Here is a 23,350-nt window from a genome sequence, read left to right as displayed (position 1 = left end):
ATCATTCCCGATCTGGCTGGCTCCGGCAAATCGGGGCGGGCCGTCCTGGCTTCTGGGGGAACATCCATGATCCGTGCGTTTCTGTTTCTGATCGCATTCACCCTTCCTGCAATGGCGCAGGAAGGCGTATCCGTGGATGTGATTCCACCGGGGGGCACCGCTCCGGACGTTCAGTCGCTGGACCGTTCGGCGACCGGCGGCGCGCCGACGCTGGCAGACATCATGGCCCGACAGCAGGCGCAACGAGAGGGTCAGGATCAGCCTGTCCTCAACGATGCCTCCCGCGCGGCAGACACTGGCGGCATCGGATTGCCGATAACCGATGACCTCGGCACACTGGGTGGCGCATCCGATCCGGAACTCTGGCGCGGCATTCGTTTCAACTCCATCCCGATCACGACACAGCAACGTGGCCCGGCTGCGACCGTATTGATTCAGGATGGTGGTATGACCTGGCTGAAATGGCGCGCGGGGCCGCTGCGAATCTGGGGCGGCATCTTGCTGCTGGTGACCCTGGCACTCCTGGCGCTGTTCTTCGTGATCCGGGGTCGCATCCGGATCGAAGGACCCAGAACCGGGCGCACCCTTTTGCGGTTCAAGACCTATGAACGCTTTGGCCACTGGCTGACCGCAGGCAGCTTCATTGCCCTGGCGATCACTGGACTGTTGGTACTGTTCGGGCGGATCGCATTTATTCCGCTGTTTGGGGCCGAAGGCTGGGCGCCGGTCGCCATCGCCTCCAAATGGGTCCACAACAACATCAGCTGGGCCTTCATGATCGGTCTTGTGATGATCTTCTTCATGTGGGTCCTCCAGAATATTCCAAACAAGGACGACCTGATATGGCTGGCGCGCGGCGGCGGCATTTTCGGCAAGGGCCATGTGCCTGCACGCAAGTTCAACGCAGGCCAGAAAATCATTTTCTGGATCGTTATACTTGGCGGCGCATCGCTTTCGGTTTCCGGCCTGTCGATGTTGTTCCCTTTCGAATTGCCGATGTTCGCCTCGACCTTCGGGCTGCTCAATGACTGGGGTTTGCCGCAACTTGTCGGGCTTGGACCGCTGCCCATCGACCTGACTCCGCAGGAAGAGATGCAGTATTCCCAGATCTGGCATGGCATCGTCGCCTTCGGAATGACCGCCGTGATCTTCGCGCATATCTATCTTGGCTCTGTCGGGATGGAAGGGGCCTACGACGCCATGGGTAAGGGCGAGGTCGAGGAGCAATGGGCGGTTGAACACCATTCGATCTGGGCAGAAAAAATCATGGCTGAGCGGGACAGACCCGGCAACGCACCAGCGGAGTAGAGACGATGAAAACCATGTTCGCCGCATTCGCCAGCGCTCTGCTGATCGCCGTGATCGCACAGGTTGCCTATGATAACGCTGGTTTTTCTTCAGCCGAGCGACAGGCCGCTTCCTCCGTCAGACTGAACTGATCCGCCGGCGCGATAGGCGGATTGCTACCGATCGAACGCGTCTGATCACAAGCTGATCAAACTTCGTGCCGCACAATTGAGTCGCCTAAAGGCTCCATCTCCGGTCTGATGAGCGATATATTCCGGAGGTTATTGTTATGTTGAAGATAAGGACGACGCGCCGATTCCTGTTCAGCTCAGTTCCCGCCGCATTTGCGGGCATGGCACTGGGAGGTCGGGCGATTGCCAGGGATGGCGACGCCTTTCACTTCGAAGTCACGCGGACTGACGAGGAATGGCGCGCGATGCTGACTGAAACCGAATACACGATCATGCGCCTTGGCGGGACCGAAGCCCCGAAATCGGACCCGCTCTGGGACAGTGAGGAGGACGGAACCTACACCTGCAAGGGCTGCGATCTTCCGCTATACGAAGGACGGTTCAAGGTCGTGATCGACAAGGGCTGGCTGTTTTATCGCCATTCCTATCCGAATTCGGTTCTGACCGGGATCGACAAGTCGGTCTATTCCCAGTTCGCCCAAAGAGACGGTGATAAAGACGCGCCCATGCTACCGACCGAGGTCGACATTTCACAGTTTTCCGATGAGGAACGCGATCTCCTTGACCCGCTGCTGTCGCTGGAAGTGCATTGCCGACGCTGTGCCTCGCATCTTGGTCACATTCTGTACGTCGAGAACAAGTTGGTGCATTGCATCAATGGCACTTCACTGAACTTCTCGCCCGAAGCGGCCTGACGGATACGCTGAAATGCTCCGAAGCTCTGATTGCGCGGGCATTATATAGCGGACGCTCGTTCGGCAATCGGTCCAACAGGCCGGGTGTTCTCGATGTGCTGAAACTGGTCGGGCTGAGAGGATTCGAACCTCCGACCCCCTGCTCCCGAAGCAGATGCGCTACCAGGCTGCGCCACAGCCCGACCGTGCGCGGGGCATATCGGCCCCACCCGTTGGTGGCAAGCGTTATTGCAGCCGCGCACCGCTGCCCGACATGCGTTTCAGTGCCGCTGCGGCATCCTGTGACAGACCGCGAATCTGCTCTCCGATAACTGCGAATCCGCGACCGGCATCCCCCGCCCGCGCCGCTTCGACCGACGCATTGATCGAGATGAAATAGATCTGGCGACTGATCGAGGTCACTTCCTTGGCCGCGATGGTCGAGAGCATTTTTGCCCGCTCCTGCCGTGCCAGAACCTCGTTCAGAAAATCAGCCCTCAGCGCGTCCAGCGTCGACTCGACATGATCGGTGAACGCACCGCACAGATACTCGACATCCAGAAAATTCGTCGCTTCCAGGCCAGCGGGGTCGCGCAGGGCTGCGGCGATCCGATCCAGCAGATTCGCCATATCATCGAACTTCGATCGCGTGTCGGGGGTCAACTTGATGTCTATCGGGTCGAGATACCTGTGTTGTGCTGCCCGCAGTGCAGAGGCGGCCTTTTGCACCGCGCGAATCAGGTCGGCGCCAGCCGCCTTGGCAGATATGGAATGCCGCAACAGGCCGGGGATCAACGGATACAGGTGTTTTTCCACCCGGACGATGGGATCGTTTTGCCAGGTTTCCTTTTGCCGCATGATTGCATCCCACTTGCTTTCACTGTGCGATAGCAGCGCGGCATTAAAGGCGAGTTAAGTCTCGTCCTGCGGTACAGCACGATCCTTGGCCGACAGCAGGGGCGAAATGCGCGGTGTCGTTCCCGTCTCGGCGCGGGACCTTGTGCGCAGGACGGGCGCATTTCGCGATCGCCCCCGTCCTTCGCGCAGCACGATATATAGGCCCGACGCGATGATGATGCCCGCACCGATCGCCGTTCCCCGGTCGATGGTCTCGTCGAAGAACACCCATCCGTAAAGCGCGGCCCAGAGGATCTGGCTGTACTGCATCGGCGCGACCAGAACCGCATCGGCCCTGCGGTATGCCTGGATCAACGCGAGCGATGCCAGAAATGCCAGGGCGGCCATCATCGCCCACAGCCCCAGATCGCCCAGCGGCATCGGACGATAGACGAAGGGCATCAGCATCCCCATCACCGCAAAATTCGCCACCATCGGATAAAGCAGCAGCACCGCCGAGCGTTCGTCGCGCCCGATCTTGCGCACGATCACCGAAGCCAGCGCGCCGGTGAAAGCCGCCGTCAGCGCCGCCGCGTGACCCAGCCCGAGATTCAGGTCGCTGGGTCGCAGAACCACCATGACCCCGATCAAACCGGCCACGACGGCGGCCCCGCGGTGAAGGCCGACCTTTTCGCCCAGAACGGGAATTGCCAGAATTGTGATCAAAAGCGGCGAAGCGAAGATGATGGCATAGACCTGAGCCAGCGGCAGGACGGAGAAGGCGTAGAAGGCACAGAATCCGGTGATCACCGCCGAGACCGTTCGCAGCGCGGTCCACCAGGGATGGCGCGGGATCAGCGTGCCGTTTTCGTTGTCCCGCAGCAGCATAAAGATCACCAGCGGAAAGCTGAGCAGGACGCTGAAGAACACGATCTGGAACACCGCATAATCGCTGCCCAGCATTTTGACCGCGATGTCATGAGTCGAAAACAGCCCGAAGGCCGCAAGCGACAGAAGGATACCGGGAAGGGGGGAGGATTTGTCGGGCAAGGTCACGCTCCGGAGTTTTATATGAGGCCGCGACACCCTCCTCCCGAAGGAGCGTCGCGGTTGGCTCAGGTCAGGCGGCGTCCAGCGCCGCCAGGATTGCATCGCCCATTTCGGTCGTACTGATCGGGGTGCCGCCATCCGGGCCCATCAGGTCCGCCGTGCGTGCGCCATCGGCCAGCACTTTCTCGACCGCGCCTTCCAGCAGGTCGGCATATGCCCCCTCGTCGAAGGAATAGCGCAGGGCCATCGCAAAGCTCAGGATGCAGGCGATCGGGTTGGCCTTGCCTTGTCCGGTGATATCGGGGGCCGATCCGTGAACCGGCTCATACATCGCCTTGGGACGACCGTTTGCCATCGGCAGACCCAGCGATGCAGACGGCAACATGCCCAGGCTCCCGGTCAGCATCGCGGCGCAATCCGACAGCACGTCACCAAACAGGTTGTCGGTCACGATGACGTCAAACTGCTTGGGCGCGCGGACCAGCTGCATCGCGCCGTTGTCGGCATACATGTGTGACAGCTCCACGTCCGGGTATTCGGCATCGTGGATTTCCTGCACGACATCGCGCCACAGGATACCACTCTCCATCACGTTGGCTTTTTCCATCGAACAGACCTTGTTCGACCGCTTGCGCGCCAGTTCGAACGCCGAGCGGGCGACGCGGGCGATTTCCGATTCGGTATAACGCTGCGTGTTGATCCCGACCCGCTCGTTGCCTTCCTTGTGTATGCCGCGCGGTTCGCCGAAATACACCCCGGAGGTCAGTTCCCGAACGATCATGATGTCCAGACCGGCGACGATCTCTTTTTTCAGCGAAGAAAAATCGGCCAGCGCGTCAAAGCACTGTGCCGGGCGCAGGTTGGAAAACAGGTCCATCTCCTTGCGCAGGCGCAGCAAGCCACGTTCTGGCTTCACGCTGAAATCGAGGTTGTCGTAGGCCGGGCCACCGACAGCGCCCAGCAGGACGGCATCAACCTTCTGCGCGCGGGCCATCGTCTCGTCGGTCAGCGGCGTGCCGTGCTTGTCATACGCCACGCCGCCCACAAGGTCTTCGGACACGTCGAAGGTCAGGTTCTTGTTCGCACCGAACCAGTCGATCACGCGGCGGACTTCGGCCATGACTTCGGGACCGATACCGTCGCCCGGCAGGATCAGGAGGGAGGGGTTCGCCATGTGTCTGGGGCCTTTCGTTATCCGGTTGACGGTGGCGTAGTCCCTGACCCGGCAAGCGTCAAGGAACCGTCACATCGACCCAGACCAGCCGCGCGGGGCCGGCGGTTTCGGTGGTGTCGCGCAGAGGATCGCCCGGCTCGGGCCAGATGATGCCCGCACCGACCACACTCAGCGCGCGCGGCGGCAGGACGTAATCGACGCGCATCTCACCCGGACCGTCCCAGCGTACAGTCGCCGACGATCCGTCCAGCGCGGTTGGTCGGGCATCCTGCAGTGCGGTCAGGTTCAGTAAATCGAACAGGGCCTCCCGAACACCTTCCCCCCGCTCCGGGTCCTGATTGGCACGGCCCATGACCAACGGTAGGTCGGCATCCCGGGCAAGTTCCGAGACCAGCGCCAGCTCGTCACGATTGCGCAGACCGTTCCGATCTTCCGGACCGTCGAACACCGGGGTGCCCGCCGAAAGGGTGATCAGCGTAATCTCGGTCGTGCCCAGTGTCACTGGCACGACCCATTGCGCCGTCGTGGCCAGTGGAACAATCTGACGCGCTTCCGGCGACAGAAGCTGCGCAGCTTCAGATCTGTCGGACCAGCGCATACCGCTCAGGTCACGTGTCGTGCCCAGCGGATAGCGCGACAACAGAGCCAGCCCGCTGTCGCCGGTAAACCAGCCGTAACCCAGCGCATCCCGCGCCTCGTGCGTGGTGCCGTCGCCGTCCAGATCGACACCGGACGGGATACCGGAGTTCGGACGCAGCGACAGTCGATATGGATAGCTCTGACCCAGTTCGGCCAACCGCTCGGCCAGTGCATCCAGCCCAAGGCCACCCTGGTCCCAGTCGACGTCCATCAACAGGATCACGTCAGCCTGACCGGCGGCGATGACCGCCAGCGCGGCCTCGGACTGTTCGTTCCTGGCGGCCCGCAGGTCGCGCAGCATCACGCCCGGCCCCTTGCGGCCCAGCCCGGTATCATAAGTTGCAAAGCGGATGATTTCCGCAGATGCGGCACAGGCCGTCAGCCAGACAGAGGCTGCGACGGCCGCGCCAATTGACGTCAGGCGGGCATGAATGCCGGATCGGGGATCGCGCCATCGGTGCCGAAACGGCGACGTTTCTGCGAGATCATCAGCGCAAGTCGACGCATCGCGATGCCACGCAGGAAGAGAGAAGTAGGCAGAAAGGCCCATAGCGACATCACCCAGACCATCATCAGATCGCTGTTCATCATCGAGATCCCGTAGGAGTTTGCGATGAACATCGCGATCGGTGGTGTCAGATATGGCAGCATAAGCCCTAACAGAATGTTAACGGCACCGTCACGATTGAGACGCTTGACGACATCGGCTCCGGCGGTCGGGTCGAAGGTCGGCAGATTGATCCAGACGTTGAAGCTGCCCGTCGGAGAGGGCCAGCCTTTGACACGGATCATGATCGCAAAGATCGTCAACCCCACCAGCGACGTCAGGTAGGCAAGACCGGCGGCTGCGCGGACACTGTGCGCCTCGGACAATGTTGTCCCTTCGGGCAGCAACCACAAAATCAGGCGGATCGGCGATAGCGGGAAGTCCATTGACTGCCCCAGCAGAACGCCCACAGCCATGACCAGCCGCGACAGAAGCGAAGCGTCCTGCTTGCCCGACAGCGCAATGGCAATCAGCGTCAGCGTAACGAACAGCGTGATGAAGCGCACGCGGTTGAACGGCGGCGCGCCGCGAAACTCGACCAGACCGGGGTAGGTGGAGCCATATTCCACGATCACGAAAAGGGCGGCGAACAAAGCGATCAGAACTGTCGCATCACTGATCTGGGAATTCATCTCGGGCAGCATCAGCGATGGGGTCAAGACCATCGACACCATGAGTAGCGCACGGATGCACGCACCGGGAAGCTGCGAAATCACTGCCTGTTCATCCTTGCCGGATGGTCCCTTATGAGTTGGGACCTTGTTTGCTCTGCCCTCGTTGGGGCGACTGCCTCATTCTTGCCACCAACGTGCCTTGTTTAACTTCGCCTCGCAACCGGCTGAGGCAGAACGCAAAGCCTTGGGCGAATTTGTGTGCCCAGAAAGCCGCAAAGCTTCCTGGTTTATCGATAAACTTCACATTTTCAGATAGTTAAAGCATGGTGTTAATGTGCTTGACGTCAGACCCAGGGACGGTCCTGAGACAGACGGGATTCGTAAGCGTCGATAGACGACGCCTTCTCCATCGTCAGGCCGATGTCATCCAACCCGTTGAGCAGGCAATGCTTCTTGTGACTGTCGACCTCGAACGGATAGGTCCTGCCGTCCGCGCCGGTGACCGTCTGCGTGTCGAGGTCGATGGTGATGCGCGCGTTTTCGCCGTTTCGGGCATCGTTCATCAAGGCATCCACCTGATCCTGCGGCAGCACGATTGGCAGAATGCCGTTCTTGAAGCAGTTGTTGTAGAAGATATCGGCAAAGCTGGGTGCGATCACGGCACGAATCCCGAAATCCAGCAAGGCCCATGGCGCATGTTCGCGTGACGATCCGCATCCGAAATTCTCGCCCGCCACGATGATCTCGGCATTGCGATAGGCGGGCTTGTTCAGCACGAAATCCGGCAGCTCCGCCCCATCGTCGCCATAACGCATCTCGTCGAACAGGTTCACGCCCAGACCGGATCGCTTGATCGTCTTCAGGAACTGCTTGGGGATGATCATGTCGGTATCGACGTTGATCAGCGGCAGAGGGGCCGCGACTCCGGTGATGGTCTCGAACTTGTCCATGATGTCCTCCGGGGGAATTGCCCGGACGGTCTACGCCTCGGGCACGGCGAAGGTCAACGCGGCCCAATGGGTCAGCCAGCCAGCATCGCCCTCGGTGGCGGGCTCCAGTTCTTCGATCTGGACCGAGTCGATCAGATACTTGCGGCCCGGCATCATCGGCAGCGTTGCGCGTCCCTGATCATCGGCTTTGTGTCTCGTGATGACGACCTCGCCTGCGGCATCGCGCTCGAACATCTCGAACTGCGCCTCGGCGATGGGGGCACCATCCAGAAAAACCTGGACCGGCAAACCACCCGACAGATCGTCGGTATAGGGATTCAGACCGGCCACGATTTCGGTTTTCAGACCGTTCAACCGATCTTCGCCAGACCCGTCCCCGACCGCGACAAGCGCCTTGGCATAACGACGGTAGTTTTCCCTGAAGGTATCCTGCGACAGACCCCGGTCGATATGGGCCTGCTGGGCAAAGGCGAAATCTTTATGATCGGTGAACGTCACCCATTTTTCCCATTCCGTATAGGTGACGCTCTGATCCGTCGTCTCGTGCAGGATCGCAAGCAAACCATCCGGCAGGCCTGCGACGTTGAACGCCGGATTATTGCCGATGCGCGTCGGCACCTCGATCTCCTTGCCGTTCACCACCATGTCGAACCGCGCCGACTGGGCCGGAATATAGCTGAGCGCCGATCCAACCATGTTCTCCCCGTTGCGGAAACTGGCGGTGACCGCTTCACCGCTGGCGACGGTAAAGTCTTCCGCATCGATCCAGAATTCGTGCGCTTGTAGCGGTGCGGCGAACATGCTCAGTGCGACAACGACTATTTTTGAAAGGGTGGGCATGATCATTCTCCTGCAGGTCTCGATCAGGGTGGCTTTGGTGACGTTGCTGTCAATGGCTTTCCCACTCACGGTCGCGGCGCACGAGGTGCAGCCCGCCGTTGCCGATATCGAAATCGGCACCGAGGGTGTGACGATCACGCTGCGCACATCGGTCGAACCCTTGATCGTCGGCGTGAACCTGTCCGAAGTCGCGGATACCGACGAGTCGCCCCTTGCCGATCAGAACGATGCCCTGCGCGCGCTTGCCCCCTCCGAACTGGCCTCCGCACTTGATGCTGCATGGCCGGAGATTGCCATGGATATAACCCTCCAGTCCGGCGGGGTCGATCTTCCGCTGACGCTGACGTCGGTTGATATTCCGTCCGTCGGCGACACCCGGATCCGCCGGGACAGCACGCTGATCCTGACGGCCGGTCTGCCTGTGGGCAACGACCCGGTGGTGTTCGGCTGGGGCGCAAAGCTGGGCGGGTTGATTATCCGTCAGGTCGCTACGGGCAGCGAAGACGCCTACGAAACCTATCTGACCAACGGTGCCCTGTCTGACCCGATGCCGCGCACCGGTGTGGCGCAGCAATCGCTGGGCGATGTGATCGACCGATATATCGTGTCCGGATTTGATCACATCATCCCCAAGGGCATGGACCACATGTTGTTCGTGCTGGGCCTGTTCTTCTATGCGCTCGCTTGGCGCCCGTTACTCTGGCAGGTCACTGCTTTCACGGCGGCCCATACCGTGACTCTGGCGCTGGCATCGCTCGGCATCGTCTCCGTTCCCGGCAACATCGTTGAGCCGTTGATCGCCGCATCGATCATATGGGTCGCCATCGAGAACGTCTGGAAAGGCGGCACCCGCGATATCGGATGGCCCCGGATCGCAGTGGTCTTCGGTTTCGGCCTGTTGCACGGGTTGGGATTCGCCAGTGTCCTCTCCCAATTCGGCGTGGGCACCCAATTTATCGCTTCGCTGATCTCGTTCAATATCGGCGTGGAAATCGGGCAGCTGACGGTCATCGCCGTTGCGTTCCTGCTGTTCGGTCTGCCCTTCGGGTCCCGCCCGTTCTATCGTCGCGCCATCGCCATTCCCGGTTCGCTCATCATTGCGACGATCGCCGCCTACTGGTTTTTGAACCGGGTCGGCGTTCTGGGCGACCTTCCCTACCTAACCTAACAGATCCAGCAGTGCCCGTTCGCCCTGACGCAGGGTCGGCGGGTGATCGGGTACCGTCACGTCGCGCCAGTTTTCCGCCAGGGCGATCACCTCGGGATGGATGTAGGAATTGCGCGCGATGGTCGGCGTGTTGTGCAACGCCTCGGCGGCGGCCTCGGACATCGCCTTGATGGTTACGCCTTCGCCCGCGCGCATCGCCGCTTCCATCGCTGCGACCGATCCGTTCCAGGTGCGGAACGTCTTGGCGGTGGCATGATCCAGTCCCGTCGCCTCTCGCAGCCAGTCGTTGACATGTTCTGCATGCACAGTGCGGCGCTTGCCGCTGTCTATCCACTCGAAGACCGGCGCACCGGGCAGATCGGCCAGATCGTGCAGCGCGCGCACAAGTGTCCGATCCGAAATCTGTCGTCGCACCCGCTTGCCGCCCTTGGCGCGCCAATCCAGCTTTACGCCATTGTTGTCGATCTTGAGGTTGCGGAACCGCAGGGTCGTTGCGCCTTCGGTGCCGTTTTCCGAACGATAGGCCTCGGTGCCTACGCGAATTGAAACGCGGTCAATCAGGCGCAGGACGGCAGCGATTGCGAAATCACGCTCTCCCGCCTCTCCACTCAGGCCGCGGGCAATGGTTCTGCGCAGCGAGGGAAGGGCTGCACCGAAGTCGCCCAGACCGTCGAACTTTTGCAGCGACCGCCATTCGGACCAATCAGCGTGATAGCGATATTGCTTGCGGGTCCGCGCATCGTATCCCGTGGCCTGAAGATGGCCCCGCTTGCGTGGACTGATCCAGACATCAGCATAGGCCGGAGGGACGGCCAGCGCCGAAATGCGCGACCGCTCTGCATCGTCGTCGATGGTTGTGCCGTCAGGCGCGCGATACGACCAGCCACGACCGGCCTTGCGGCGGGTGATGCCAGGACGGTCGTCGGGGTAATAGATCAGATCCGGGGCGCTCATGCAGGGGTAACGCCCAAGCTGGCCGAGTCGGTTCCCCGCCGTCGTGTTGCAGCCCCCATTGCACCGCCCGTCATCCCATGACACCTTTCGCCATGACGCCTCAGACCCTCCCTTCCTGGCCCGACGCGGCCCCGACCCTCATTGCCATCGCCGCCGGACGCGCGCCCGCCGACACCGTGATCCGGGGCGGCAAGGTCGTTCTTGTCCACACGCGCGAAGTGCTGGAGTGGCAGATCGCCATCGCGCAGGGCCGCTTCGCCTATGTCGGTCCCGATGCCGGTCACTGCATCGGACCGGATACCGAAATCATCGAAGCGGAGGGGCGATACGTCATTCCCGGCCTGTGCGACGCGCATATGCACGTCGAATCCGGTATGCTGATTCCGGCCGAATTCTGCGCCGCCGTCATCCCGCATGGCACCACGGCGATGTTCACCGACCCACATGAAATCGCGAATGTCCTCGGCCTGCCCGGCGTCCGCCTGATGCATGACGAGGCGCGGATACAGCCCTGTTCGATGTTCGTGCAGATGCCATCCTGCGCGCCTTCGGCCCCCGGTCTGGAAACCACCGGGCACGAGATCACGCCCGACGACGTGGCCGAGGCTATGACATGGCCCGGCATCGTTGGTCTGGGCGAGATGATGAACTTTCCGGGCGTGGCGAACGGCGACCCGAAGATGCTGGCCGAGATGGCGGCGACCGCACGGGCCGGCAAGACCATCGGCGGACATTACGCATCGCCCGATCTTGGACCCGCATTTCACGCCTATGCCGCCGGTGGCCCCGCCGATGACCACGAAGGCACCTGCGAAGCGGATGCCGTGGCCCGGGTGCGGCAGGGGATGCGCTCGATGATGCGACTGGGATCGGCTTGGTACGACGTGAAAACACAGATTACAGCCGTGACCGAGCGTGGCCTCGATCCGCGCAATTTCATTCTGTGCACCGATGATTGCATGGCCGGGACGCTGGTGAACGATGGCCACATGAATCGCGTTCTTCGTCATGCCATCGCCTGCGGCTGCGACCCACTGGTGGCGCTGCAGATGTGCACGATCAATACGGCGACGCACTTTGGCCTGGAACGCGAACTCGGCTCAATCGCGCCGGGTCGGCGGGCCGATGTCATCCTGACGTCGGACCTGACGACGCTTCCGATCGAACGGGTCATCGCGATGGGCAGGACGGTCGCCGAGAATGGCAAGCTGATCGTAGACTGCCCGCACCTCGACTGGCCCGATGCTGCCCGCAACACCGTCCACATGGGCAAGACTCTGACTGATACGAACTTCGAAATTCCCGCCCCGATCGGAGCGAACGAAGTCACCGCCAAGGTCATCGGTGTCGTCGAAAATCAAGCCCCGACCAAGGCTCTGACCCGCCGTCTTCCGGTCCGCGATGGCCGGGTCGAGGCAGAGGGCGATACGTGCCAGATCGCTCTGGTCGAACGGCACCGAGGAACCGGCGGCGTCGTCAACGCATTGGTCGCGGGGTTCGGATATACCGGCAAGATGGCCATGGCCTCGACCGTGGCGCATGACAGTCACCACATGATTGTCGTCGGCACCGACCGCGCCGCGATGGCGCAGGCCGCCAACCGGCTGGCCGAAGTCGGCGGTGGCGTCACCTTCTGGGCCGACGGCACGGAACGCGCCTTGGTTGAATTGCCCATCGCCGGCCTGATGTCCGACAGCCCCGCCGCAGACGTCGCCGCCAAGGCCGAAGCGTTGATCCAGGCCATGCGTGACGCCGGCTGCATCCTGAACAACGCTTACATGCAACATTCCCTGCTGGCCCTCGTCGTGATCCCAGAATTGCGGATCAGCGATCTGGGGCTGGTGGATGTCACGAAATTTGAACTCACCGACCTTATCGAGACCCCATGACCTTGAACCGCACCCCGATTTGCAGCCCGGACCCTGCCCCGCACCGCAGCTTTACCGACGCCAAAGCCGCAGTCGCGGAATTGATCCGGCTCTATGCTCAGGGGACGGATTATCTGCGGCAGGCGTTCCAGAAGGCCATCGAAGGCGGGATGCCCGACAGTCGCTTTCGTGCGTTCTATCCTGAAGTGCGGATCACGACGACAAGCTATGGTCGCACCGACAGCCGCCTGTCCTTCGGTCATGTCGCCGAGCCGGGGCATTACGCCACCACCATCACCCGGCCCGACCTGTTCCGGAAATACCTGACGCAGCAGATCGAGCTGCTGATGAAATCACACGACGTGCCGGTGACCGTGGGTCTGTCGTCCACGCCGATCCCGGTCCATTTCGCCGTTCTCAACGATTCCGAATTGAACGTGCCGCAGGACGGCGTCCTGCCCTTCCTGATGCGCGACGTGTTCGATGTGCCCGATCTCAACACCACGAACGATGCCATCGTCAACGGCGTCGGTTTCACATACGAAGACGGTGCCCGTCCGCTTGCGCCCTTCACGGCACAGCGCATTGATTATTCGCTGGCCCGGCTTGCGCATTATACCGCGACCGATCCGGTCGATTTCCAGAACCATGTATTGTTCACCAATTACCAGTTCTACGTCGATGAGTTCATCGCCTACGGGCGCGAGGCACTGCGCGACCCGACCTCGGGCTATGTCGCGCTGGTCGGTCCGGCGGGACAGCGGGTGACGGCGGACGATCCCGATGCGCTGATGATCGATCTGCCCAAGATGCCGCAGATGCCGACCTATCACCTGACCCGCGAAGATGGCGCGGGTATCACTCTGGTGAATATCGGAATCGGCCCCTCGAATGCCAAGACCGCGACAGACCATATCGCCGTCCTGCGTCCGCATGTCTGGCTGATGGTCGGGCATTGCGCCGGCCTTCGAAATTCGCAGAGCCTGGGCGATTTCGTTCTGGCCCATGCCTATCTGCGCGAAGATCATGTATTGGACGATGACCTGCCGATCTGGGTTCCGATCCCGGCACTGGCCGAAGTGCAGGTCGCGCTGGAAGATGCCGTCGAGCAGGTTACCGCCCTAGAGGGATATGAGCTCAAGCGCATCATGCGCACCGGAACCGTGGCCACAATTGACAACCGGAACTGGGAATTGCGCGAACAGGCCGGTCCTGTGCAGCGCCTGTCGCAAAGCCGCGCCGTCGCGCTGGACATGGAATCGGCGACCATTGCCGCAAACGGATTTCGGTTCCGGGTGCCCTATGGCACGCTGCTATGCGTATCGGACAAGCCTCTGCATGGCGAGCTGAAGCTGCCGGGGATGGCTTCGGCCTTCTACAAGACCCAGGTCAGCCGCCATCTGATGATCGGAATTCGCGCCATGGAATCGCTTCGCGAAATGCCTCTGGAGCGGCTGCACAGCCGAAAGTTGCGCAGTTTCGAGGAAACAGCCTTCCTTTAAGGTGGATTTCCACCCGTTCTCGTGAATTTCAGACATACAAAATCTTGTGACCCGGTGAATTCACGGGTTAAGGTCCAGCGATTCAAGCAAGTCCCTACGGGGAAAGGGAGAGCCACATGGCCAACAAACCGATGACCAAGACGCAACTTGTCGCCGCTCTGGCCGATAAGATGGATGCGGATAAGAAAACCGCATCCGGCGCGCTGGATGCAATCGTTTCGATCATCACCGAGGAAGTGTCTGCCGGCGGTGCCGTGACCCTGCCCGGTGTTGGCAAGATCATGTGCCGCGAACGTCCCGAGCGGATGGTTCGCAACCCCGCCACGGGCGAGCAGTTCAAGAAGGACGCCGACAAGGTCGTCAAGATGACGATCGCCAAGGCTCTCAAGGATTCTGTCAACGAATAATCGGGTTCACTATCCATCAAACAAGATGAACCAAGGCCTCCTCGCGGGGCCTTTTTTCTTGCCCAGACCGACCGCACCTTGCTCATCCGTATGAAATGGTCAGGGTCTGGCCCGTATATACACCGCTCGGATACGTCATGGACCTGCGCTCTCTTCTTTACGGTCTTCTGTTCGCTCTGATGTGGTCGTCGGCGTTCACCTCGGCCCGCATCATCGTGGCCGAGGCGCCGCCGATCCTGTCGCTGGCCTTGCGGTTCGCCATATCGGGTATGCTGGGCATCGCCATCGCCTATGCCATCGGACAACGAATGCAGCTGACGCGCGGCCAGTGGCGGGCAGTGATCGTCTTCGGCATCTGCCAGAACGCTCTTTATCTGGGTCTGAATTTTGTGGCGATGCAATGGATCGAAGCCTCGCTGGCCGCCATCATCGCATCCTCCCTGCCGCTTCTGGTGGCACTGGCGAACTGGGTGATCTTTTCCGAACGCACACGCCTGCTGGGTGTCGCGGGCCTGCTGGCCGGAACGTTCGGCGTCCTTCTCATCATGGGGACACGGTTGCAGGGCGGGGCCGATCTGACCGGAATTGCCATGGGTCTCTTGGCCGTGATCGCGTTAACCATCGCCACGCTATCGGTGCGCGGCGCATCCGGAGGGGGCAATCTGTTGATGGTGGTCGGCCTCCAGATGCTGGTCGGGGCGTCCGCACTCCTGCCTGTCGGTCTTGTTCTGGAAACCTGGGATGTCATCTGGACCCCCCGTCTGATCGCGGCGTTCGCCTATACCACGCTGATCCCCGGCTTGGCCGCCACCTGGATCTGGTTCCTTCTGGTCGCCCGCATCGGCGCAACACCTGCCGCGACGTTCCACTTCCTCAATCCGTTCTTCGGCGTCGTCATCGCCTGGGCTCTTCTGGGCGAACGGCTGGGACCATTAGATATCGTCGGCGTCGTGATCGTGACCTTCGGGATACTGGCGGTACAGCTCAGCCGCCTGAAACGGGCCTAACCGATCACCCCGCCCGCACCGCCGACCTGACCGCGGTGCAGCAGAAAGTGATCCAGCACGACGCAGGCCATCATCGCCTCACCAACCGGCACGGCACGGATACCGACGCAGGGGTCGTGGCGGCCCTTGGTGACGATGGTGGTATCTTCACCGGACTTGGTGATCGTGCGCCGTTCCGACAGGATGGACGAGGTCGGCTTGACCGCGAACCGCACCACAACGTCCTGGCCGGTGCTGATGCCGCCCAGAATTCCGCCCGAATGGTTCGACGAATAAACCGGGCCGTCAGGTCCCATTGAAATCTCGTCGGCGTTGCTCCGTCCGGTCAGGCGGGCGGCGTTCATGCCTTCGCCGATCTCGACGCCCTTGACAGCATTGATCGACATCATCGCGGCGGCCAGATCGGTGTCCAGCTTGCCATAGACCGGCGCACCCAGACCGACAGGCAACCCGCGCGCAACGCATTCGATGACCGCGCCGACCGAATTGTGATCGTCCTTACGCAGCCAATCCAGATGATCCGCGAATTCCTCTGCGGCGACGGGGTCGGGACACCAGAAGTCGTTACGCCCGATCGCATCCCAGTCGAATCGGCTGCGGTCGATTTCCAGCTCACCCATCTGGACCATGTACCCGGTGATCCGCACGTCTGGCAGCAGATGTCCCAGCGCCGATCGCGCCACGCCCCCGGCCGCGACGCGCGCCGCTGTCTCCCGCGCCGAAGACCGGCCGCCGCCGCGATAATCGCGAACGCCGTATTTCTGCCAATAGGTGATGTCCGCGTGGCCGGGCCGGAATTTTTCGATGATATCGCCGTAATCCCTGGACCGCTGATCGGTGTTGCGGATCATCAACTGAATCGGAGTGCCGGTGCTGACGCCTTCGAACACGCCCGACAGAATCTCGACTTCATCGGCTTCCTTGCGCTGCGTCGTGTGCTTGGACTGACCCGGTTTGCGCTTGTTCAACCATTGCTGGATGCCATCCGCAGTGACTGGAACACCCGGTGGGCAGCCGTCCACCGTGGCGCCCAGCGCAGGCCCATGGCTCTCGCCCCAAGTCGTGACGCGAAACAGGTGACCGAAGGTGTTCATCGACATGGGCGCTCTCCTCGCGCGACGGCTTAGCCATCCCGCGCATTCCACGCAACCGCCCCGCCCGGCGGCGCTCCCGTCAAACCGTCCGGCGTGTTGACTTGGAACCGGCGACACTGCCAGTCTTTGACGCGTCCGCGTCCGGGAAGGAACCTGACATGCTCGACGATGCATACGAGAATTCCATCGGCACGCGGTCGCCGCAGGCGCGAAACGCCTACGACCTCGGCGTCCACAGGTTTCTGGGCGCGGAGCCGGGCGTGGCCGATGCCTTTCAGGCGGCGATCGACGCCGACGAGGGATTTGCGCTCGCTCATATCGGGATCGCCCGCGACATGCAGATGCGCGCGCGTCCCGACCGGGTCATGGCAAGCCTGGCACGCGCCCGCGACCTGGCGTCCGGCCTCGGCGCGCGCGAACGCTCGCACATAAATGCGTCCGGCCTTTTGCTGGAGGGAAAGGCGGCCGCGGCGCGGGCCGCCGTCTATGAACACGTCGAGGAATGGCCGACGGACGTGTTGATCGCACAGATGTGCACGAGCGTCTTCGGCCTGATCGGTTTTTCCGGCCTGCCCGGGCGCGAGGCGGAACAGTTGGCTTTCGTCTCGCGTCTGGCGCCCCACTATGGCGACAACTGGTGGTGCCGCGCGCAACTGGCATTCGCCCAGTTGGAGGTCGGGCAACTGGCGGCTGCGGAAACCAACGTCGAGGCCGCGCTTGCCGCCAATCCGGACAGCGCGCATTCCGCACATATCCGGGCGCATCTCTACTACGAGAACCTTCAGGATCGGGAGGGACTCGAATACCTGTCGGACTGGTCACGGACCTATGACCGGTCCGGAATCCTCTACAACCACGTCTCCTGGCATGTCGGGCTATGGTCGCTGGAAACCGGTGACCTGGACCGGATGTGGCAGGTCCTGGACGAGGGGATTTCGCCGGAAAGCAGCCAAGGTCCGCCTCTCAATGTGCTGACGGATGCAGCCGCGCTGCTGTTCCGGGCCGAACTTGTCGGCGTCGATGTACCGGCGGAGCGATGGAAGACCCTGAGTGCTTATGCACTAGCCCGGTTTCCGAAACCGGGCCTCGCCTTCGCCGATGTCCACGCGGCGATCGCCCATGCGCGCGGTGGGAATCGGGATGCTCTCGACGCCATTATCGACTGCGCGACGGGGCCGGTGGGCGACATGACACGAACGATCGCGACGGCCTATCGCGAGATGGAGGACGGAAACTGGGCACGGGCCGCAGCGCACTTCGGCGAGGCGATGCACGATCACGCCCGTATCGGCGGCTCGAACGCACAGCGCGATCTGATAGACTTCTCCCTCGCGGCGTGCCTCGTTCGCGACGGTCGACGGCAAGAGGCCCGGACGGTCCTGTCGATCACGCGGCCCGGCGCACTGACCAGGAACCTCGTGGCCGGCCTGTGAAACGACCTTCGAAATCCGTCCTGCCATCGCATCGACGAGGCGCCCGGGTCTGCGTCGGCCCGGACCCGTTCTTCGCGGCGCGCGCCCGCGACATTCAGCTCCGGGAACGCGCGCGCGGCGCATCCGCGATCCACGGGACAAGCCGGGCAGTCTCGATCTGACGGCAGAACCTGCGGGGCGGCATCGGCCAATGGCAGCTCCGCCCGGCCGGAATGCCTTCCTCGGAGCACCGCTTCCCGCTTGGACGGATCCGAGCACCGCACCATCCCTCACGACAAGACTAATTTCTGTGCATTTTTTGGGTATGACGCAGATCACCCGTGGATCACCCGTAAATCACCCCTGAAATCCTTCACTGGACCCCACAGGGCAAGGGCGCTATCCAGAACCCACCTCGGGGGGCCTTCACCGGCTGAGATGCGCATGCGGACCCGTTGAACCTGAACCGGTTAAGACCGGCGGAGGGAAGGTGCGATGTCTCATGCTCCTACCCCCGTCCGTCGCCATGGGAGTGAGAGATGAAACTGACCACCACCATCGCTGCGGGCCTGAGCCTATTGACGGCTGCCGCCACTGCGGAACCGCTGACGATCTATGCCCCTGACTACTTTGCCAGCGAGTGGGGCCCCGGCCCAGCTATCAAACAAGCTTTTGAGACCAAGTGCGGCTGCGAAATCGAATATGTTACCGGCGATTTGCTGCCGCGCTTGCGTCTGGAGGGTGATGCGACACGCGCCGACGTCGTGATCGGACTGAATACCGATGACGCCGAACGCGCACGCCAGACCGGGCTGTTCGCACCGCATAACGTCATGATTGACGGGCTGACCATGCCGGTCGACTGGACGGACGATACGTTCCTTCCTTTCAACTGGGGGCACACCGCCTTCGTCTACGACGCTACGAAAATGGACGCTCCCGCTAGTTTTCAGGCTTTGCTGGATGCCCCGGATACGTTGCGGATTGCCATTCAGGACCCGCGTACCAGCGTTTCCGGACTGGCCCTTGCCCTGTGGATTCACAAGGTGTTCGGCGACGATGCCGAAGCCGCCTGGGCAAAGCTGGCCCCCAAGATCGTGACCGTCACGAAGGGGTGGTCCGAAGCCTATGGCATGTTCACCGAAGGCGAGGTTGACATGGTACTCAGCTATACGACCAGCCCGGCCTATCATATCATTGCCGAAGGGGATGAAACCAAGAAGGCCGCGATCTTCCCCGAGGGTCACTACGTCATGGTGGAAACCGCCGCGCAACTGGCCATGACAGATCAACCCGATTTGGCGCAGGCTTTCATGGATTTCATCCTGACCGAAGACTTCCAGAGCATCATTCCCGAAGGCAACTGGTCCCTGCCCGCCAAGCTGGACCCGGCCAAGATGCCCGCAGGTTTCGCCAATCTGCCCCTGCCCGACGTCGCCCTGATTTACGATTCCGCCGAGGCCGAAGCTCTGCGCGATATCGTCGTGGCCGAGTTCGAGGCCGGACTGGGACGCTGACCCAAATGGGCGCCCGCCTCGGATTGATCGCCGCGATCATCGTCGCGGGTGCCCTTTTGCTGCCGCTGAGTGCGGTCGCCTGGCGGGCCGAAGGCTGGGGCGGCCTCGACCCGTCGGACTGGGGCGCTCTGTGGTTTACGTTGTGGCAAGCCGCCTTGTCCGCCGGTATCTCGGTCCTGCTGGCCGTGCCTATTGCCCGCGCGCTGGCGCGTCGCCGCTTTATCGGGCGCAGCATGGTCATCGTGCTGCTGGGCGCGCCGTTCATTCTGCCGGTGATTGTCGCAGTCCTAGGACTTATCGCGGTTTTCGGACGATCCGGCATCGTGAACACGGCCTTGGGTTGGATCGGCGTTGAAACAGTCTCTATCTATGGTTGGCAGGGCGTTATCCTGGCCCATGTCTTCTTCAACATGCCGCTTGCAACCCGCCTGATCCTGCAAGGCTGGCTGTCGATACCGGGCGAGCGGTTGCGGCTGGCCGCATCGCTGGACTTCACGGCTACCGATACGTTCCGCCGTCTGGAATGGCCAATGTTGCGGGCCGTCGTTCCGGGCATCTTCCTCGTGATCTTCCTGATCAGCACGACATCTTTCGCAGTTGCGCTTGCCCTCGGCGGCGGCCCGCGGGCAACGACTGTGGAACTGGCGATCTATCAGGCTTTTCGCTTCGATTTCGACCTGTCCCGCGCTGCCCTCCTGGGTGCCGTGCAGCTGGTCATCGGGGGCACTGCCGCCCTTGTATCGCTCCGTCTGACGCTGCCTTCCGGGTTCGGTGCCGGGTTGGACCGGGCCATCCCCCGCTGGGACAGTCGAGGACTTGGCCTGCGCGCACAGGACATTGCCGTGATCGCTTTGGCCTGCATGTTCCTTCTCGTGCCCATGATCCTGGTTCTGGGCGAAGGGGTGTTGAACCTGACCGGCCTGAGCGCAGGTGTCTGGGCCGCAGCACTGCGGTCCCTGATCGTGGCACTGGTTGCAGCCGCATCGACCCTGACTCTGGCATTTTTCATGTCCAAAGCCATTGTCGACCTGCCTCGGGGGGGGTGGATCGAAGTGGTCGGGTCGCTTTCCATCGCAGCGTCGCCTCTGGTTCTGGGCACCGGTCTCTATATTCTTCTGCTGCCGTGGATAAACCCAGTGTCATTGGCCTTGCCGGTGACGACCTTCGTGAACACAATTTTCGCCCTGCCATTTGCCCTTCGCGCCTTGATCCCCGCGATGCGGGACCTGCGTGACGATTACGGACGCCTGTCGGAATCGTTGGGAATTGCGGGGCTGACCTGGGTGCGTCTTGTTGCCATCCCGCGCCTGCGGCGACCTGGGGGCTTTGCCGCCGGGCTGACAGCGGCTCTGGCGGCGGGTGACCTGGGGGTGATTGCTCTGTTTGCTTCGCCTGATCAGGCAACTTTGCCGCTGGTGTTGTATCAACTGATGGGGGCCTATCGGATGGACGACGCCAAGGCGGCCGCCCTCCTTCTTGTACTGTTGTCTCTCGGATTGTTCTGGCTGTTCGAACGCGGGGGGCGCCGTGCTTAAACTTGACCAGATCCGTCTCGAACAAGGGGAATTTCAGCTTTTTGCGGATACTGTCTTCGACGAAGGCGGCATCACCGCGCTCATGGGTGCAAGCGGATCGGGAAAGTCCACGTTGCTGGCTGCCATCGCCGGATTTCTGCCCCCTGCCGCTGGTCGTATCACGGTCGACGGGAAGGACATCACCGATCTGCCTCCCGGAGAGCGCCCCCTCTCGCTGCTGTTTCAGGATCAGAACCTGTTTCCGCACCTGACCGTCGCGCAAAACGTCGGGCTGGGCCTGCGTCCGGATCTGCGGCTGACATCGGACCAGAAAATCGCCCGTGATTCGGTTCTGGAGCGTGTCGGCCTGACCGGCATGGGCAACCGTCTGCCCCGCGATCTGTCGGGCGGACAGCAAAGCCGCGCTGCCCTGGCCCGTGCCCTGCTGAGAGGTCGGCCCTGGCTTTTGCTGGACGAGCCGTTTTCAGCACTTGGCCCGGCGTTGCGGTCCGAGATGCTGACGCTGCTGCGCGATACGGCAAAGTCCGAAGGACTGTCGGTTCTGATGGTCACCCACGCGCCGGAAGACGCGCGGATGATTGCCGACCGGACAGCCCTGATTTCAGACGGTGTGCTGGAGCCGCCAGTCGCGACCGGAGCATTGTTCGACGACCCTACGCCTGCATTGCGCGCCTATCTGGGGTGACGGTTACTGATCCGAGAACTGTGCCAGAAACGCATAGAGGTTCAGTGCATCTTCTTCCTTGCGAACCTTGTAGCTCATCTTGGATCGGCCCGAAGTCTCGCCCGTGACTTCCCGGAGATAATTCGTCGGGTCCATGACGTAGGCCATGAAACTGGATTCATCGTAGATCATTCCGGCTTCGCCTGCGGCCACCATCAGGTCGGAGTACCGGAAGTCTTCGACAGACCCGGCCTCGCGTCCCACGACGTCAAACAGATTCGGCCCGGTTTTCGCGGCGCGACCCGCGAGCACTTCGCCATCTGCATTCTGAACCACGTGGCACGACTGGCACTGGCGGAACGCCTTTTCGCCCTCGGCGGCATCGCCGGTCGCGGTAAGATGGGCGTCGGCCAGCGCGGGACCGGCGAAAAGAATCGCTGCGATCATGTAAAGGCTCTGTTTCATTCGGCACTCCCGTGGGTTCTGCGGATATAGTCGTTCATCAAGATGAACACTCAGAGCCGCTGATCGGCAACACAATTCTCTGTCAGATATGGCAGTTCGCCTGTGTCAGATCGTCCCGGCGCGGCAATTCCCAGCCTTTCATGCCCACTTGGTAGAGAAGACTGTCAATGTATGCGAACGGACAAACCGTTATTCTACCACCCACCGCCCTTGTCGACAGACGGTTGACAGAGGTACTGGGCCTCTGCCCTCAGACCCATTATGCAGGACATCGTGCGCTCTGTCTTGTGGGCTGACGCCCGATGACTCCGATGGGACCAGCCGCAGAGGCCTCATGACTCCTACGACCCTCACTCCGGATGCCGGTGCCCAGACCATGATCCCCGCTTGGGTGAACGGCAAATTGACGCCTGTGGAAAAACTGGCGGCGCATCGGCAAGGGTTACGTCACAAGGCCGTCTCGGTCTTTGTCGTTGCCAATGGCCATCTGCTGATCCAGCGCCGCGCGGCAGGAAAATACCATACCCCTGGCCTGTGGGCGAACACCTGCTGCACCCATCCGCAATGGAACGAAGCTTCCGCTGCCTGCGCCTCCCGGCGTCTGACCGAGGAGTTGGGGATTACCGGGCTGACCCTGTCTCCACGACCGGCGATTGAATACCGCGCCGACGTGGGGGGCGGCATGATCGAACATGAGGTCGCCGAAATCTTCGTCGCCCGAACCGATCAGGCCCTGACCATCCAGCCGAACCCGGAAGAGGTTCAGGCGACCCGATGGGCCGAACTCTCCAGTCTGACGAGCGAAATCGAGGCCCGCCCGGATATTTTCACGCCATGGCTGCGCATCTATCTGCGTGACCACCACGCCCGGATTTTCGGAAATGCGGACAACGTCGCGACGGCGCGCTGACGTGACGCCTCTGGCATCCTGCGCCTGAGCGTCCCATATCAGGC

Annotated in this window: 23 protein-coding genes, 1 tRNA gene and 1 riboswitch; of the genes, 13 read left to right on the top strand and 11 right to left on the bottom strand. The window is 61.9% G+C overall.

Features of this window, described 5'->3' with window-relative positions:
* Positions 1-66 precede the first annotated feature (66 nt).
* The 3 genes from BMY38_RS02745 (at position 67) to BMY38_RS02740 (ending at position 2,173) form a co-directional block, all read left to right on the top strand.
* The gene (locus tag BMY38_RS02745) at positions 67-1,308 is read left to right on the top strand and encodes a formate dehydrogenase subunit gamma (protein WP_092761115.1); all 1,242 of its coding nucleotides are present in this window, start codon (positions 67-69) and stop codon (positions 1,306-1,308) included.
* A 5-nt stretch (positions 1,309-1,313) separates the two neighbouring features.
* Positions 1,314-1,439, top strand: coding sequence for a hypothetical protein (locus BMY38_RS18545; protein ID WP_281243199.1), 126 nt, complete (start codon positions 1,314-1,316; stop codon positions 1,437-1,439).
* Positions 1,440-1,576: 137 nt separating this feature from the next.
* Positions 1,577-2,173, top strand: coding sequence for a peptide-methionine (R)-S-oxide reductase (locus BMY38_RS02740; RefSeq protein WP_139204640.1), 597 nt, complete (start codon positions 1,577-1,579; stop codon positions 2,171-2,173).
* Positions 2,174-2,278: 105 nt separating this feature from the next.
* On the opposite strand, the gene BMY38_RS02735 is transcribed toward BMY38_RS02740, so the two are convergent.
* From BMY38_RS02735 to BMY38_RS02700, 8 genes are all read right to left on the bottom strand, one after another.
* Positions 2,279-2,355 (bottom strand) — tRNA-Pro (locus BMY38_RS02735).
* Between the two features lie 43 nt (positions 2,356-2,398).
* On the bottom strand, positions 2,399-3,010 hold the full coding sequence (locus BMY38_RS02730; protein WP_092759537.1) for a methyl-accepting chemotaxis protein: 612 nt from the start codon (positions 3,008-3,010) through the stop codon (positions 2,399-2,401).
* Between the two features lie 54 nt (positions 3,011-3,064).
* Positions 3,065-4,039 carry a DMT family transporter gene (locus BMY38_RS02725; RefSeq protein ID WP_424337865.1) on the bottom strand — a complete coding sequence of 325 codons (975 nt, stop codon included), beginning with the start codon at positions 4,037-4,039 and terminating at the stop codon, positions 3,065-3,067.
* A 70-nt stretch (positions 4,040-4,109) separates the two neighbouring features.
* Positions 4,110-5,213 carry a 3-isopropylmalate dehydrogenase gene (leuB, locus tag BMY38_RS02720; RefSeq protein WP_092759533.1) on the bottom strand — a complete coding sequence of 368 codons (1,104 nt, stop codon included), beginning with the start codon at positions 5,211-5,213 and terminating at the stop codon, positions 4,110-4,112.
* 58 nt (positions 5,214-5,271) lie between these two features.
* Positions 5,272-6,153: an endonuclease/exonuclease/phosphatase family protein gene (locus BMY38_RS02715; protein WP_092759531.1), complete on the bottom strand. Its 882-nt coding sequence runs from the start codon at positions 6,151-6,153 to the stop codon at positions 5,272-5,274.
* 116 nt (positions 6,154-6,269) lie between these two features.
* The gene (locus tag BMY38_RS02710; protein ID WP_092759528.1) at positions 6,270-7,115 is read right to left on the bottom strand and encodes a hypothetical protein; all 846 of its coding nucleotides are present in this window, start codon (positions 7,113-7,115) and stop codon (positions 6,270-6,272) included.
* 242 nt (positions 7,116-7,357) lie between these two features.
* Complete coding sequence (leuD, locus tag BMY38_RS02705) at positions 7,358-7,963, bottom strand: 3-isopropylmalate dehydratase small subunit (RefSeq protein ID WP_092759526.1); 606 nt, start codon at positions 7,961-7,963, stop codon at positions 7,358-7,360.
* Between the two features lie 30 nt (positions 7,964-7,993).
* Positions 7,994-8,803 carry a DUF4198 domain-containing protein gene (locus BMY38_RS02700; protein ID WP_175495745.1) on the bottom strand — a complete coding sequence of 270 codons (810 nt, stop codon included), beginning with the start codon at positions 8,801-8,803 and terminating at the stop codon, positions 7,994-7,996.
* On the opposite strand from BMY38_RS02700, the gene BMY38_RS02695 reads away from it, so the two are divergent.
* Positions 8,802-9,971 carry a HupE/UreJ family protein gene (locus tag BMY38_RS02695; protein WP_245737478.1) on the top strand — a complete coding sequence of 390 codons (1,170 nt, stop codon included), beginning with the start codon at positions 8,802-8,804 and terminating at the stop codon, positions 9,969-9,971. The genes BMY38_RS02700 and BMY38_RS02695 overlap by 2 nt on opposite strands.
* On the opposite strand, the gene BMY38_RS02690 is transcribed toward BMY38_RS02695, so the two are convergent.
* Positions 9,963-10,925 (bottom strand): DNA topoisomerase IB, encoded by a 963-nt coding sequence (locus tag BMY38_RS02690; protein ID WP_092759522.1) that lies wholly within the window; start codon positions 10,923-10,925, stop codon positions 9,963-9,965. The genes BMY38_RS02695 and BMY38_RS02690 overlap by 9 nt on opposite strands.
* 92 nt (positions 10,926-11,017) lie before the next feature.
* On the opposite strand from BMY38_RS02690, the gene BMY38_RS02685 reads away from it, so the two are divergent.
* From BMY38_RS02685 to BMY38_RS02670, 4 genes are all read left to right on the top strand, one after another.
* A complete protein-coding gene (locus tag BMY38_RS02685) occupies positions 11,018-12,814 on the top strand; it encodes an adenine deaminase (RefSeq protein ID WP_092759520.1) in 1,797 nt (598 codons plus the stop codon).
* Complete coding sequence (locus BMY38_RS02680) at positions 12,811-14,295, top strand: AMP nucleosidase (protein WP_092759518.1); 1,485 nt, start codon at positions 12,811-12,813, stop codon at positions 14,293-14,295. Before BMY38_RS02685 ends, BMY38_RS02680 begins: the two co-directional genes overlap by 4 nt.
* Positions 14,296-14,411: 116 nt before the next feature.
* The gene (locus tag BMY38_RS02675) at positions 14,412-14,702 is read left to right on the top strand and encodes an HU family DNA-binding protein (protein ID WP_092759516.1); all 291 of its coding nucleotides are present in this window, start codon (positions 14,412-14,414) and stop codon (positions 14,700-14,702) included.
* 137 nt (positions 14,703-14,839) lie between these two features.
* Positions 14,840-15,709, top strand: coding sequence for a DMT family transporter (locus tag BMY38_RS02670; protein ID WP_092759514.1), 870 nt, complete (start codon positions 14,840-14,842; stop codon positions 15,707-15,709).
* Here BMY38_RS02670 and aroC read toward each other — a convergent pair.
* Positions 15,706-16,809 carry a chorismate synthase gene (aroC, locus tag BMY38_RS02665; protein WP_092759512.1) on the bottom strand — a complete coding sequence of 368 codons (1,104 nt, stop codon included), beginning with the start codon at positions 16,807-16,809 and terminating at the stop codon, positions 15,706-15,708. The two genes, BMY38_RS02670 and aroC, sit on opposite strands and share 4 nt — an antisense overlap.
* Before the next feature lie 152 nt (positions 16,810-16,961).
* Here aroC and BMY38_RS02660 point away from each other — a divergent pair, with 152 nt between their 5' ends.
* The 4 genes from BMY38_RS02660 (at position 16,962) to BMY38_RS02645 (ending at position 21,952) form a co-directional block, all read left to right on the top strand.
* Complete coding sequence (locus tag BMY38_RS02660; RefSeq protein ID WP_092759510.1) at positions 16,962-18,236, top strand: tetratricopeptide repeat protein; 1,275 nt, start codon at positions 16,962-16,964, stop codon at positions 18,234-18,236.
* Positions 18,237-18,621: 385 nt separating this feature from the next.
* A riboswitch (TPP riboswitch) is annotated at positions 18,622-18,720 on the top strand.
* Positions 18,721-18,754: 34 nt separating this feature from the next.
* Positions 18,755-19,732, top strand: coding sequence for a thiamine ABC transporter substrate-binding protein (locus tag BMY38_RS02655; RefSeq protein ID WP_092759508.1), 978 nt, complete (start codon positions 18,755-18,757; stop codon positions 19,730-19,732).
* 5 nt (positions 19,733-19,737) lie between these two features.
* Positions 19,738-21,267, top strand: coding sequence for a thiamine/thiamine pyrophosphate ABC transporter permease ThiP (locus tag BMY38_RS02650; RefSeq protein ID WP_092759506.1), 1,530 nt, complete (start codon positions 19,738-19,740; stop codon positions 21,265-21,267).
* Positions 21,260-21,952, top strand: coding sequence for a thiamine ABC transporter ATP-binding protein (locus BMY38_RS02645; RefSeq protein ID WP_092759504.1), 693 nt, complete (start codon positions 21,260-21,262; stop codon positions 21,950-21,952). The genes BMY38_RS02650 and BMY38_RS02645 overlap by 8 nt, the downstream gene beginning before the upstream one ends.
* Positions 21,953-21,955: 3 nt before the next feature.
* Here BMY38_RS02645 and BMY38_RS02640 read toward each other — a convergent pair whose 3' ends face one another.
* Positions 21,956-22,396 carry a c-type cytochrome gene (locus BMY38_RS02640; protein ID WP_092759502.1) on the bottom strand — a complete coding sequence of 147 codons (441 nt, stop codon included), beginning with the start codon at positions 22,394-22,396 and terminating at the stop codon, positions 21,956-21,958.
* 334 nt (positions 22,397-22,730) lie between these two features.
* Here BMY38_RS02640 and idi point away from each other — a divergent pair, with 334 nt between their 5' ends.
* Complete coding sequence (gene idi / locus BMY38_RS02635) at positions 22,731-23,306, top strand: isopentenyl-diphosphate Delta-isomerase (protein WP_245737477.1); 576 nt, start codon at positions 22,731-22,733, stop codon at positions 23,304-23,306.
* Positions 23,307-23,350 lie beyond the last annotated feature (44 nt).

Source organism: Jannaschia helgolandensis (assembly GCF_900109285.1).
GTDB lineage: Bacteria > Pseudomonadota > Alphaproteobacteria > Rhodobacterales > Rhodobacteraceae > Jannaschia > Jannaschia helgolandensis.
Note: the sequence above shows the minus strand (reverse complement) of the source record. Positions and strands in the feature narration are given on the sequence as shown.